At 38.4% G+C, this 12705-nt stretch carries 14 protein-coding genes; 12 read left to right on the top strand and 2 right to left on the bottom strand.

What is annotated here, in order from left to right; all coding sequences use genetic code 11:
* The first annotated feature begins 62 nt into the window (after positions 1-62).
* From zwf to FC32_RS09945, 4 genes are all read left to right on the top strand, one after another.
* Complete coding sequence (zwf, locus tag FC32_RS09960; protein ID WP_035459625.1) at positions 63-1544, top strand: glucose-6-phosphate dehydrogenase; 1482 nt, start codon at positions 63-65, stop codon at positions 1542-1544.
* A 67-nt stretch (positions 1545-1611) separates the two neighbouring features.
* Positions 1612-2697: a DNA polymerase IV gene (dinB, locus tag FC32_RS09955; protein WP_025086785.1), complete on the top strand. Its 1086-nt coding sequence runs from the start codon at positions 1612-1614 to the stop codon at positions 2695-2697.
* 58 nt (positions 2698-2755) lie between these two features.
* Entirely contained in the window at positions 2756-3706 is a 951-nt protein-coding gene (locus FC32_RS09950) for a DHH family phosphoesterase (protein ID WP_035459628.1), read from the top strand.
* Between the two features lie 14 nt (positions 3707-3720).
* Positions 3721-5052 carry a DEAD/DEAH box helicase gene (locus tag FC32_RS09945; protein WP_025086786.1) on the top strand — a complete coding sequence of 444 codons (1332 nt, stop codon included), beginning with the start codon at positions 3721-3723 and terminating at the stop codon, positions 5050-5052.
* A gap of 207 nt (positions 5053-5259) precedes the next feature.
* Here FC32_RS09945 and FC32_RS09940 read toward each other — a convergent pair whose 3' ends face one another.
* Both FC32_RS09940 and FC32_RS10470 read right to left on the bottom strand, forming a co-directional pair.
* On the bottom strand, positions 5260-5682 hold the full coding sequence (locus FC32_RS09940) for an Rgg family transcriptional regulator (protein ID WP_025086787.1): 423 nt from the start codon (positions 5680-5682) through the stop codon (positions 5260-5262).
* Positions 5683-5919: 237 nt separating this feature from the next.
* The gene (locus tag FC32_RS10470) at positions 5920-6084 is read right to left on the bottom strand and encodes a helix-turn-helix domain-containing protein (RefSeq protein ID WP_081780046.1); all 165 of its coding nucleotides are present in this window, start codon (positions 6082-6084) and stop codon (positions 5920-5922) included.
* A 217-nt stretch (positions 6085-6301) separates the two neighbouring features.
* Between FC32_RS10470 and FC32_RS09935 the strand changes: the two genes are divergently transcribed.
* The 8 genes from FC32_RS09935 to zapA all read left to right on the top strand — a co-directional run bounded on the left by FC32_RS09935 (position 6302) and on the right by zapA (position 12697).
* On the top strand, positions 6302-7168 hold the full coding sequence (locus tag FC32_RS09935) for an ABC transporter ATP-binding protein (RefSeq protein ID WP_025086788.1): 867 nt from the start codon (positions 6302-6304) through the stop codon (positions 7166-7168).
* 12 nt (positions 7169-7180) lie between these two features.
* Positions 7181-7792 (top strand): hypothetical protein, encoded by a 612-nt coding sequence (locus tag FC32_RS09930; protein ID WP_025086789.1) that lies wholly within the window; start codon positions 7181-7183, stop codon positions 7790-7792.
* Positions 7793-7942: 150 nt separating this feature from the next.
* Positions 7943-8230 (top strand): hypothetical protein, encoded by a 288-nt coding sequence (locus FC32_RS09925; protein ID WP_056957426.1) that lies wholly within the window; start codon positions 7943-7945, stop codon positions 8228-8230.
* A gap of 287 nt (positions 8231-8517) precedes the next feature.
* Positions 8518-11163 carry an alanine--tRNA ligase gene (gene alaS / locus FC32_RS09920; RefSeq protein ID WP_025086791.1) on the top strand — a complete coding sequence of 882 codons (2646 nt, stop codon included), beginning with the start codon at positions 8518-8520 and terminating at the stop codon, positions 11161-11163.
* Positions 11164-11318: 155 nt separating this feature from the next.
* Entirely contained in the window at positions 11319-11579 is a 261-nt protein-coding gene (locus FC32_RS09915; RefSeq protein ID WP_025086792.1) for an IreB family regulatory phosphoprotein, read from the top strand.
* Positions 11580-12020, top strand: a complete 441-nt coding sequence (gene ruvX / locus FC32_RS09910; protein WP_025086793.1) for a Holliday junction resolvase RuvX — start codon at positions 11580-11582, stop codon at positions 12018-12020.
* 16 nt (positions 12021-12036) lie between these two features.
* The gene (locus FC32_RS09905) at positions 12037-12330 is read left to right on the top strand and encodes a DUF1292 domain-containing protein (RefSeq protein ID WP_025086794.1); all 294 of its coding nucleotides are present in this window, start codon (positions 12037-12039) and stop codon (positions 12328-12330) included.
* A 115-nt stretch (positions 12331-12445) separates the two neighbouring features.
* A complete protein-coding gene (zapA, locus tag FC32_RS09900; protein ID WP_025086795.1) occupies positions 12446-12697 on the top strand; it encodes a cell division protein ZapA in 252 nt (83 codons plus the stop codon).
* The last annotated feature ends 8 nt before the right edge of the window (positions 12698-12705 follow it).

Raw genomic sequence — 12705 nt, 5'->3', positions numbered from 1 at the left:
TAAACAAGATACTTGTTAAACTTAAAGCTAATTAGTAAAATAAAACGTAAGTATACTAAAAAATGAAAGTGGTGCTTAATTTGGTGAAAAAAGAGAAAAAAGCGCTGTTTGTTATTTTCGGTGGGACCGGTGATCTGGCCCAAAGAAAACTTTATCCAGCCTTATTTAATCTCTATAAGCGTGGCTATTTAAAGAAGCACTTTGCTGTGATCGGTACGGCACGTCGCCCTTGGACAAACGATTACTATCGTGATGTAGTTAAATCTTCGATCGATGGCATGGTCGATTCGCAAACCAAGATCAATGAGTTTGCAAGTCATTTTTACTACCAGTCACATAACGTCAACGATGTCGAGCACTATGAAACTTTAAAAGCACTAGCTGACAAACTTGATGCAAAATATGAATTAGCTGGTAATCGTTTGTACTACTTAGCGATGTCGCCTCGTTTCTTTGGGACGATCAGTAAGTACTTGAAATCAGAAGGCTTGGCCGATACAGACGGCTATAATCGCGTAATCATTGAAAAACCATTTGGTCGTGATTATCAAAGTGCTAAAGAGCTTGATGATGAGATCAGCAAGTATTTCTCAGAAGAAGATGTTTTCCGCATCGATCATTATCTTGGTAAAGAAATGATTCAAAATATCATGGCTTTGCGGTTTAGTAATAGCATTTTAAGTGCGATCTGGAACAATAAAATGATCAGTAATATCCAAGTGACTTTAAGTGAGTCGCTTGGGGTCGAAGAACGTGGTGGCTATTATGATACAGCCGGCGCTTTACGTGATATGGTGCAAAATCACATCTTGCAGATCGTTGCCTTGTTGGTGATGGATCGGCCCGCAAGTTATTGTGCTAAAGATGTCCGGCAAAAGAAAGTTGAGACTTTTAAGGCGTTAAAAGTTTATTCACCTGAAGAAGTCAAGGCTAACTTTGTCAGAGGACAATACGGTGAAGGCAAAGATATGCCGGCTTACCGCGAAGAAAATCTAATCGAACCTGATTCGATGACCGAAACTTTTGTTGCCGGAAAACTTGAAGTTAATAATAAAGAGATGGCAGGTGTGCCGATCTATATCAGAACTGGTAAGCGGATGGCAACTAAAGCAACCCGGATCGATATCGTCTTTAAACAAGACAAAGGTTCGATCTATGGTGAACAAGCTTTAGCCGATAATATTTTAACGATCAATGTTGAACCAGATCCAGGGATCGCATTGAGCTTAAATACGAAAAAGATTGGTCAAGAATATGCTACCAAAAAGACGGAACTAAAAAATAGTTTAACTAAAGAACAAGCGGCACGAGTTCCTGAAGCTTATGAAAGTTTGATCTTAAACGTTTTACAAGGTAATTCAGTCAACTTTACGCATTGGGATGAATTGAAATATTCTTGGAAATTCTTAGATGCGATCAGAAAAGCTTGGGATGAAGAAGGACTACCAGTAGATTATTTCCCTAACTATTCTTGTGGAACGATGGGACCACAAATTTCGGATGAATTGCTAGCAAAAGACGGTAACTACTGGATATTTAACTAAATATACTAAAGGGCTGTGATGGATGTCACAGCCCTTTAGTTGCTATGGCAAAGAAAGGTTTTAGCTTATGGAGCGAAAAATATTACATGTGGATATGGATTGCTTTTATGCTTCGATCGAAATGCGAGATGAACCGACACTACGGGATAAGCCGGTGGTGATCGCCCGTGATCCACGAAAAAATGGGGGGCATGGTGTGGTGGCAACCGCTAATTATGAGGCCCGCAAATATGGGATCCATTCTGCCCAAAATGCACAAAAGGCGCTAAAGTTATGCCCTAAAGCAGTCTTTGTGACCCCTGATTTTGAAAAGTATCGTCGGATTTCACGCCAGATCCACGAAATTTTTGCAGAATTTTCTGATTTAGTTGAACCCATTGCTTTTGATGAAGCCTATTTGGATATTACCGCGGATAAAAAAGGCTTAGGTTCAGCTACCTTGACGGCACATCTACTACAACAAGAAATTTATGCCAAGACACAATTAACTTGTTCAGTTGGGATCTCTTATAATAAGTTTTTAGCTAAGTTGGCTTCTGATTTTTGTAAACCGGTGGGGACGACTTTAGTTAGAAAAAGTGAAGTTCAAGCTTTCTTATTTCCACTACCGATCGAGAAATTTCGGGGAGTCGGAAAGAAAACGGCCCCTAAGATGCATGCTTTAGGGATCAAAACTGGTCGTGATCTCTATGAAAAGTCGGAACGCTATTTATACGAAAAATTTGGTAAGATAGGGACCGTATTATACCAACGAGTTCGGGGGATCGATGAGCGCCCAGTAGAATTAAAAGAGCGCAAATCAATTGGCACAGAGCGGACTTTTATCAAATCTTTGCTAAGTGAACAAGAAGTCAGCGATGAATTATTTCGTTTGGCCAAGCGGTTAGTAAGTGAACTAAATACCAAGCAAAAACACGGTAAGACTTTAGTTTTAAAGCTCAGAACGACAACTTTTGAAACCGTGACTAAACGTGTGACCAAACCAGATTTTTTAGCAAATGACGTTGATCTACTAGTTTATTACGCCCAAGAATTATTAGATGAAATCACATTTGCTAGTGATTTAGAGGTGAGATTACTCGGATTAACGGTGACTAACTTAGCTCCGCTTGAATTTGAAAATATTAGCTTGCCATTATTTAAGTTTGATTAACTGAAACGTGGTATACTAAGATGTTAGATGTTAATAATAATAGATAAGGAAACAAAAAATGAAGGTTGAAGAAAAAATCTTAGCACAGATCAAAAAATATGATACAATCATTATTCATCGCCATCAACGTCCAGATCCAGATGCCTATGGCTCACAATGTGGTTTAGCAGAAATCATTAGAGAAACATTTCCCACAAAAAAAGTCTATCAAGTTGGGAAAAACGTCAAAGGCCTAAGCTGGATCGCCACTCCACAAGAGATCTCAGATGAGACTTATCAAGATGCTTTGGTGATCGTTACGGATGCGGCTAATCAACCGCGTGTTGATGATGAACGATATACGACAGGAAAGTATCTCATAAAGATCGACCATCATCCAAATGATGATCCATACGGTGATATTTGTTGGGTCGATAGTGATGCTTCAAGTTGTTCTGAGATCATCACCCGTTTAGTTGAAAACTCAAACGGTGAGTTACAACTAAATGCTAAAGCAGCCCGCATGCTTTACGCCGGAATCGTAGGAGATACGGGACGTTTTATGTATAACGCAACGACTCCTCAAACAATGCGGGCGGCGGCTAAGTTGATGGAATATGATTTTGATGCAAGTCAAGTCAACCGAATTTTAGATGAAGTGACCCCAGAAGTTGCTCGTCTTTCAGCCTATGTGCTTGAAAATATTAAGTATACACCGCATAATGCAGCTTATATTGTGCTAGATAATGAGACCATGACGCAATTTGACTTAGAAGATGCCGGAACTGCCCAAATCGTACCTTTAGTGGGGAAGATCTCTTCAGTCGTATGTTGGACCGTGGTCGTACAACAAAAAGATGAAACATACCGCTTGCGGATCCGTTCTAAGGGACCTGTGATCAATGAACTAGCTAAAGAATATGAAGGTGGCGGTCATCCGCTAGCAAGTGGGGCAGTTTTACACTCACTTGATGATTTAGCTGATTATCTTGCTAAATTGGATGCAATTGCTGCTACTGCAAGTGACTAAGAATAGAGGAAGTTATGAGTAAGACATTTAAAGATTTTAATTTTAAACCATTTATCGATGAAGCTTTAACGCAAATCGATTTTAAGACGCCAACACCCGTGCAAGAGCGCTTGATCCCAGTGATCAAAAAGGGCAAAAGTGTTGTAGGACAATCACAAACAGGTAGTGGGAAGACCCATACCTTTTTGTTGCCGATCTTTAATGCGATCGATCCTGCAAACCATGAAGTACAAGCAGTTATCACCACACCTAGTCGCGAATTAGCTTATCAGATCTATGCTGCAGCTAAGCAGATTGCAAAATGTTCGCCAGAAGAGATCTTGGTGCAAAACTTTGTTGGTGGGACCGATAAAATGCGCCAAATTGAAAAATTAAAACACCGTCAACCACAAATCGTGATCGGCACCCCGGGACGGATCTTAGATTTGATGCGTTCAAATGCTTTAGATGTGCATAATGCGCACTATTTAGTTGTGGATGAAGCCGATATGACACTTGACCTAGGATTTTTAAAAGAAACTGACGCAATTGCTTCAGCTTTGCCAAAAGATCTCCAAATGTTAGTTTTTTCGGCCACGATTCCCCAAAAACTAAAGCCATTTTTACAAAAGTATATGTCAAATCCGGTTGTTGAAGTGGTGGAAAATAAAACGGTTATCAGCCCAACGATCGCTAACTGGCTTTTGTCGACTAAGGGTCGTGACAAGAATCAATTGATCTATCAATTGTTGACGCTAGGTGAACCATATTTGGCATTAGTTTTTGCCAATACGAAAGAACGTGCCGATGAATTAACGAATTATTTGCGGGCACAAGGCTTAAAAGTGGCTAAGATCCACGGTGGAGTTCAACCACGGGAACGTAAACGTTTGATGCGTGAGATCCAAAATTTGGAATATCAATATGTAGTGGCAACTGATTTAGCTGCTCGCGGGATCGATATTGAAGGTGTATCACATGTGATCAATGATGATCTGCCAGAAGACCTTGAATTTTTCGTACACCGTGTTGGACGGACTGGACGCAATAACTTAAAGGGGATCGCGATCACTTTATACGCTCCAAATGAAGAAAAAGAAATCGAAGAGCTAGAACAAATGGGCGTTCACTTTGAACCAAAAGCCTTGAAAAATGGTGAGATCGTGGATTCTTATGACCGCAATCGGCGCCAAAAGAGAAGAACGCGCAGTGCAAGTCTTGATCCTAAGATGATCGGGATGGTCAAAAAAGCTAAGAAAAAGCGCAAACCAGGCTATAAGAACAAGATCAAGCGGGCGTTAAAACGTGATGCACAACAAAAACGCAAGATTGCGCGCCGACAAGAACGTAAAAATCAACGTTCCTAATAAATTTTTAGTGGCTGTAAAAAACGGCGCTATTTTCTTTACTGTGTAATGATATTGTTTCGTTACACAGTTTTTTTGAGTGTTTAAAAAGGATGTGTGTTTGTTAGGCTTACTTTTATTTGTTGCCTTAATTAATGTTAATTGAGATAAGTTACAATAAGCTCTATGAAAATAGTTTTGGCTATTCTCATAGAGCTTATTTTTACATTAGTTTTCTAGGGAGCGAATTCGATTGATTTCTTTAGCAACATCATTGGCACTAACATGAGCCCCCATCTGTTGGAGAATATCACGGTATTTTTCAGCTGTTGCAAAATTTTTTTCACAAAGGGCTAAGAAAGCATAAGCTGTGTTTAAAGAATCAAATTGAAAGAGATTTTTGTATAAGGGAATCTCTTTTTTATCCAAACTTTTGCTTGGGGAAAAGTCATTGTTTGTGATAAGTAAAAAGCTACAATTTTCGATAAGAGCCGATTTTAAGCGAAGTAAGTGAGGGTAGTTAGCCTCGATTGCTTGGAGCGCCATTTGAGCAATTGAGATGGCAATATCTAAATCAAAGAAATAGAGAATATTGTTGAGCAAAAATAAGTCAAATTTTGTCCAAGTATCGATTTTTTCAAACTTTGCCAAACAACACTAGTTTTTTCTTTTGCTGCAGGATAGTTACCATTGTCAAACGCATTTAGACCCTCCAAGATAGTTTTGATATGGAGAACATCTAGATCTTTTTGGGCATTCAAAAAGATGATACAGAGCGAATAAATTTCATTAATTTCGCTAAATTGTGAAGATTGAACAATTGATGTGAATTTATGCACAATTAATTGCTTTTCTGGATAACGATAACCATTGCGAATATATTCAAATTCAACCAACATTTGCGATCAGTTCAAGGGCACTATCATAAGTAGGATGTTGCTTGTTATTCTCAATTTTTGAGATGGAAGTGCGCGAAAGAAGGCCGTTTGCAATGTCAGCTTGTTTTAAGTGTCGCGCTTCACGAATTTGTTTTAATGTTTCGCCAAAGTTCATAATATCCCCTCCTGTTCATGTGAATATAGTTTACCGAAGAAAAATTAACTAAGCTTAGCTGTTATATTTAGCTTAGTAAGTAAAAAGTAATAACGCAATAAATTTGATTGGAAGGGTATAAAATAACAGCGTTTTTGGGGAGCGTTTGTAGTGATACTGTACTTTTCAGTAGCGTTTCTGTTCTATCTGATAATGCGACGAAAGTGGGGAGATAAAAATGACTTTATCTGTTGAAAATCTATCTAAAAAATTTCCAGCCAATGATTTTTATTCATTACAGGATGTAGAATTAACGGTTAAAAAAGGTGAGATCGTTGGACTTATTGGAAAAAATGGTGCTGGTAAAAGTACCTTTTTAAAGCTGATCGCTAAGGCATTACGCCCAACAACAGGAAAAATTGAATATAATGGTGTTGATATCAATAAAAAAGAAAATGTCTTAGAAGATTTTGGAATAATGATCGAAACTGTTTTTTACCCTGAGCTGACAGTGCTAGAAAACATGGTATTTTATTTAGAATTACACGATAAAAACGAGTATCGCGATAATATCCAAAAAACATTAGAGTTAGTAGGTTTATGGCAAGCTAGAAAACGTAAGCCAGGAGATTTTTCTTTTGGCATGAAACAACGAATGGCGTTAGCATTGGCATTAGTGACTGAACCAGAATTTTTACTACTAGATGAACCGTTTGTTGGCTTAGATCCGATCGGAGTAGGCAATTTGATCGGAATCTTGAAAAAGTGGTCCAAAACGCGTGAGATCTCAATGATGATCTCTAGTCATCAATTAGGGGAATTAGAAGAACTTTGTAATCGCTATGTTTATATCGAAAATGGTCGCTTGAAAGAAAGCATTGCCCATCAAACGAATAACGTGTTGTTGATTCATTTAACAAAAGAAACTAAAACGCTCTCATTTTTGGAATCGCCAGAAGTTAAACTTTTACCGGGAAATATTTTAGAGCTTACTGCAAAAGATAGTATTGATTTAAACCGGATCTTTGCAGAATTAGGTGAAAAAAATTTGATTAAAGCCATTGAGGTCAAAGAAAATAAATTGAAAGATTATTTTAAAAACTAGGGGGAAAAGAGCATGAAAACTGGAATTTTTAAACCTGTATTCAAAACAGTGTTCAAGCGTAAAGAAGCTAAGATATTTTTATTGTTCAGCGCATATCCGTTGATCTTACTGCTGGCAACTTTTTTTAAATCAGCTTTTATGAATTTAAATGCGGATAAAGGATCATTGAGCTTTATTGAATTTTTTCAAGCGATGTTAAGTGTTCAATATCAAATGGCATTACCATTGATCGCTCTTTTTTACTTGGTAGTTACTGTCTTTCGTGATGAGATCAAACGGGGCTATCATAAAGATATTTCTAAGAAAAAGATTTTTAACGCTAAAATTCAAAGCTTATGTGTGGTCTATCTGATATATCTTTTATCTTTATTCTTATTCTGTATGTTTGTTTATTATGTTCGTTTAGTTCAGTTTGACTACACCTCGAAGACTTTTTTCCCAGTTGGGGCAGATAATATAGCTTACGTAGTTGTCGGCATTTTAGGGGTAATATTAGTAACTTTTGTAGGTGTACTAGTTGTGGCAGACCTATCATTACTTACGATCAATAGTGTAGCTGTGGTTTTGGGAATATTTTTTGTATTAGTTAGCACGATTTCAAAATATTTTGCAACTATCACGTGACTTTTTCCCAATAGCTATACTGAAATCTACGAAAAAATGGGCTTTGGTAATGCTATAATTTTGATGTTGGTGCTATCCTTTGTTTACGGTGCAGTTCTCACGAGTATTGGCAAAAATTTTTTCAAGAAACTAGAATACTAGGTGAAGAAAATGAATATTTTATTATTGTTTCTAGGGATCTCATTTCTTATTTTAGGTATGCAATTTTTTCGTGGAAAGTGGTTACGGTTGCTAGCGGGAAACTTTTGGGGAGATGAGCAAGGAAAGATAAATTCTGCTGGAGCAATTAAAGCTGGTAAATTACTTGGTCCAGCAGTGATTGTTTGTGGTTTTTCTTTGACATGTTTAATATTTGATGGGTCTAGTTTTTGGCAGATTTTAGGGATCGGATTATTGACCATAAGTGGGCTAAAAACTGAAAATCGCCGAATAATATAAAAACGTTTCTGAGCTTGACAAAAGGGTGATTTTTGCCTATACTTTGCTTTGACTCAGGATATGTCAGTCAGCTATTTTGCTAAAGCGAGAGTCCGGTAGGTGAAAGGACTTGCAAAAGCTGGTTGGTGCTCCCTGAAACTAATATTATTACATGAAAATAACGTGCTCACGTATTTGAGCAACTAAGAGGTTACGACTAACATCGTTGCAAGCAAGGTGGTACCGCGCACTGGCGTCCTTGCTAGCAGCGGTGTTTTTTTACTCTTAGCTAAGGAAAGGATAGAAATATGAAAGAATTATCTAGTGCACAAATTCGCCAAATGTATTTAGATTTTTTTGCTCAAAAAGGCCATGATATCATGCAAAGTGCGCCTTTAGTACCACAAGATGACCCAACTTTACTTTGGATCAACTCTGGGGTCGCTACGATGAAAAAATATTTTGATGGTTCTGTTGTTCCTAAGAATCATCGCATGACAAGCTCCCAAAAATCGATCAGAACTAACGATATCGAAAATGTTGGTCGCACAGCGCGCCACCATACGTTATTTGAAATGTTAGGTAACTTCTCGATCGGTGATTATTTCAAAAAAGAAGCGATCAACTGGGCTTGGGAATTATTGACGAGCGAAGAATGGTTTGCTTTAGATCCTGAAAAACTTTATATCACAGTCTATCCTAAAGATACGGATGCTAAAAAGATCTGGTTAGAAGCTGGGGTTAAAGAAGATCATATCTACGAAGACGAAGATAACTTCTGGGATATCGGTGAAGGTCCATCTGGTCCTGACTCAGAAATTTTCTACGATCGTGGTCAAGCAATGAACAATGTGGCTGAAGACGACCCAGAAAATTATCCTGGGGGCGAAAACGAACGATACCTTGAAATTTGGAACATCGTGTTCTCCCAATTTAACCACAAACCAGATGGAACTTACGAAGAATTACCACATAAAAACATTGATACGGGCATGGGCTTAGAACGTGTCGTTTCTGTTTTCCAAAATGCAAAGACTAACTTTGAAACTGATCTTTTCATGCCACTTATCAAGGAAACAGAAAAATTAAGTGGTAAATATCACTATGGTCAAGATTCTGAAAAAGATATTTCCTTTAAAGTTATCGCTGATCACGCTCGGGCTGTGACCTTTGCGATCGGTGATGGTGCTTTACCTTCAAATGAAGGTCGCGGTTACGTGATCCGACGCTTGATTCGGCGTGCTGTTATGCATGGTCAAAAACTGGGGATCGACCATGCATTCTTGTATAAATTAGTACCGATCGTTGGTCAAATTATGGAATCAGCTTACCCTGAGATCTTAGAACAAGCAGAATATATTGAAAAAGTTATTCGCATGGAAGAAGATCGTTTCAACGAGACCTTAAAAGATGGGGTCGCTTTATTAGACGACTTGATCGCCCAAACTAAAGCTGCTGGTCAAACAGAACTTGCCGGGGCAGGGGTCTTTAAACTTTACGATACTTATGGTTTTCCATATGAATTAACGCTTGAATATGCCAGTGACAATGGCTTAGGTGTTGATAAAGCAGGCTTTGATGCTGAAATGGAAAAACAACGGCAACGTGCCCGTAATGCGCGCTCAAGTGCAAAATCAATGGGCGTGCAAAACGGCTTATTAACTGATATCACAACTTCAAGTGAATATGTCGGTTATAGCGAATTGAGTGCTTTAGGAACTGTGGAAGATATCATTTTAGCTGACGAATTGGTCGATGAAGCTGCGGCTGATACAACCGTGCAAGTTATTTTTGATAAGACACCATTTTATGCTGAAATGGGGGGCCAAGTAGCCGATAAAGGTCTAGTTAAAGATGAAGCTGGTAATGTTGTTGCCGAAGTAATGGATGTTCAACATGCACCAAACGGGCAAAACATGCATACCTTGAAATTGCGCCAAGAATTGGTTAAAGGTAAGACTTACAACTTAGAAGTAAACCGTGAATTCCACAATAAAGTTAAAAAGAACCATACGGCTACACACTTATTGGATCAAGCTTTACGTGACGTTTTAGGTGAACATACTCACCAAGCAGGTTCGTTAGTGGAACCAACTTATCTACGGTTTGACTTTACTAACTTAGGTGCAGTAACAGATGAACAACTACAACAAGTTGAAGATATTGTAAACGACAAGATCTGGGCCAATTTACCAGTTGAAACGGTTGTGACAGACCTAGAATCTGCCCAAAAGATGGGTGCGATCGCTTTATTTGGTGATAAATATGGTGATACTGTACGTGTTGTTAAAGCTGGCGACTACTCCATGGAATTTTGTGGGGGGAACCACGTGGACAACACTAATGAACTTGGTTTATTCAAGATCGTTTCTGAATCAGGTGTTGGTGCCGGGGTACGTCGGATCGAAGCGGTAACCTCTAAGGAAGCCTTTGAATTCTTAGAACAACGCAATGATTTATTACAAGAAACGGCAGCTGAAATGAAAGTTGTGCAATTAAAAGAAGTGCCACGTAAGGTCGAAGCTTTACAAGCACAAATCAAAGAATTAGAACAACAAAAACAAGCGCTTGAAGCAAAATTTGCGAGCCAACAAGCACAAGATATCTTTAAAGATATTGTTGAAGCAAACGGTCATACTTTGATCGCTGCTAAAGTAAATGTTTCTGGAATGGATCAATTACGTCAATTAGCCGATCAATGGAAAGAAAAGAACTTATCTGAAGTGTTAGTCTTAGCAACAGCACCAGCTAAAGACAAGGTCAACTTGATCGTAGCTGTTTCAGATGCGGGCGTTAAAGCTGGGATCAAAGCCGGTGACTTGATCAAAGAAATCGCTCCACTTGTTGGTGGTGGCGGTGGTGGTCGTCCTAACTTAGCCCAAGCTGGTGGTAAAAATCCAGCTGGAATAACGGATGCTTTAGCTCAAGCAAAAGTTTGGTTAGAAAATAAATAAAAGTTACGGCAGTTGGGGCAAATCAAGGGTCCCCAACTGCCGTCTTTTAACAATTATAATATTTTTGTAATATATAATTAGGATTTATTCATTGTAGCAAACCAATTTGTTTAGTAAAATAGTAATGGTAAACAAGATCACGGAGGTGTTTTGAGATGAGTTCGTTGGATAAAACAATGTATTTTGATTTTGATGATGGCGACAAAAAAGATGTACGCGAAACGTTAAAAACCGTATATGCAGCTTTAGAAGAAAAAGGATATAACCCGATCAACCAGATCGTAGGTTATTTGCTTTCTGGTGATCCAGCCTACATTCCACGGCTCAACGATGCGCGAAACCTGATCAGAAGACATGAACGTGATGAGATCATTGAAGAATTAGTCCGTTCATATCTTAACAAGGAGGATAAATAATTGGCACGATTGATGGGGCTAGATGTGGGCTCAAGGACAGTCGGGGTTGCCGTGAGTGATGAACTCGGGTGGACCGCGCAAGGTGTTGAGATCATTAAGATCAACGAAGAAGAAGAACAGTTTGGGATCGAACGGGTCAAACAATTAGTTGATCAATATGACGTGAAAGGTTTTGTCCTCGGTTTACCTAAAAATATGAATAATACTCTCGGGCCACGCGCCGAAGCTTCACAAAATTATGGTAAACTTTTAGAAAATGAATTTGGCTTACCTGTGGATTTTTGTGATGAACGATTGACTACTGTTGAAGCTGAGCGCATGTTAGTTGAACAAGCAGATACTTCACGTAAGAAGCGCAAGCAAGTGATTGACAAGTTAGCTGCTGGATTGATTTTACAAAACTATTTAGACAGTAAAGGAAAATTATTGTCAGAATTATAAGAGAAGGGGTATTTTTATGAGTGCACAAGAAGAAAATTTAATTACATTAGTTGATGATAACGGGAACGAAACTTTATATGAAGTTCTATTTACCTTTGAATCTGAAGATTATGGTAAATCTTACATCTTATTGATCCCAGCTGGTTCAGAACCAGAAGAACAAGTAGATGTTTTGGCATTTTCCTTTAATCCAGATGAAGATGGTGAAGCCACTGATGCGGAACTTTTCGACATCGAAAGTGATGAAGAATGGGATATGGTCGAAGGCGTCTTAGATACGTTCTTAACTGACGAAAATCTAAACGGTTAATTTAAGCATCAAACAATGGAAGTCCTGGATATCTTAGATATTTAGGACTTTTTTAGTTAAAAACTATGATAGAATAGCAAGGTAGAGTGAAATTTTAATGTAGGGGGCTTTTGAAATGCCTGAAGATAAGCGCCGTTTTAAGGTGAAAATTGCTGGCGAAGTTTATACGATCATTGGTAAAGCGCAACCTGAGCATATGGATGCGGTCATCAAGATCGTTGAACAACAATTGGCTGAAATAAAAGAATTGATGCCAGCCTTGAATAATGAAAAAGCAGCGATCTTATTAGCGATCAATGCTGTTTCAGATCAATTGTATAAACAAGAAGAGTTATTAGAATTAAAAGAAGCTAAAGAAGAGCAATAAAGAAAGGA

The organism is Ligilactobacillus apodemi DSM 16634 = JCM 16172 (assembly GCF_001434405.1).
Lineage (GTDB): Bacteria > Bacillota > Bacilli > Lactobacillales > Lactobacillaceae > Ligilactobacillus > Ligilactobacillus apodemi.
This window is presented reverse-complemented; position numbering and strand designations above follow the sequence as displayed.

Bases quoted from the DNA above. Each gene is read 5' to 3' on its own strand.
- dinB (WP_025086785.1), top strand. From the start codon at position 1,612: ATGGAGCGAAAAATATTACATGTGGATATGGATTGCTTTTATGCTTCG.
- FC32_RS09935 (WP_025086788.1), top strand. From the start codon at position 6,302: ATGACTTTATCTGTTGAAAATCTATCTAAAAAATTTCCAGCCAATGAT.
- FC32_RS09905 (WP_025086794.1), top strand. From the start codon at position 12,037: ATGAGTGCACAAGAAGAAAATTTAATTACATTAGTTGATGATAACGGG.
- alaS (WP_025086791.1), top strand. From the start codon at position 8,518: ATGAAAGAATTATCTAGTGCACAAATTCGCCAAATGTATTTAGATTTT.
- zapA (WP_025086795.1), top strand. From the start codon at position 12,446: ATGCCTGAAGATAAGCGCCGTTTTAAGGTGAAAATTGCTGGCGAAGTT.
- FC32_RS09915 (WP_025086792.1), top strand. From the start codon at position 11,319: ATGAGTTCGTTGGATAAAACAATGTATTTTGATTTTGATGATGGCGAC.
- FC32_RS09925 (WP_056957426.1), top strand. From the start codon at position 7,943: ATGAATATTTTATTATTGTTTCTAGGGATCTCATTTCTTATTTTAGGT.
- FC32_RS10470 (WP_081780046.1), bottom strand. From the start codon at position 6,084: ATGAACTTTGGCGAAACATTAAAACAAATTCGTGAAGCGCGACACTTA.
- zwf (WP_035459625.1), top strand. From the start codon at position 63: ATGAAAGTGGTGCTTAATTTGGTGAAAAAAGAGAAAAAAGCGCTGTTT.
- FC32_RS09950 (WP_035459628.1), top strand. From the start codon at position 2,756: ATGAAGGTTGAAGAAAAAATCTTAGCACAGATCAAAAAATATGATACA.
- FC32_RS09930 (WP_025086789.1), top strand. From the start codon at position 7,181: ATGAAAACTGGAATTTTTAAACCTGTATTCAAAACAGTGTTCAAGCGT.
- FC32_RS09945 (WP_025086786.1), top strand. From the start codon at position 3,721: ATGAGTAAGACATTTAAAGATTTTAATTTTAAACCATTTATCGATGAA.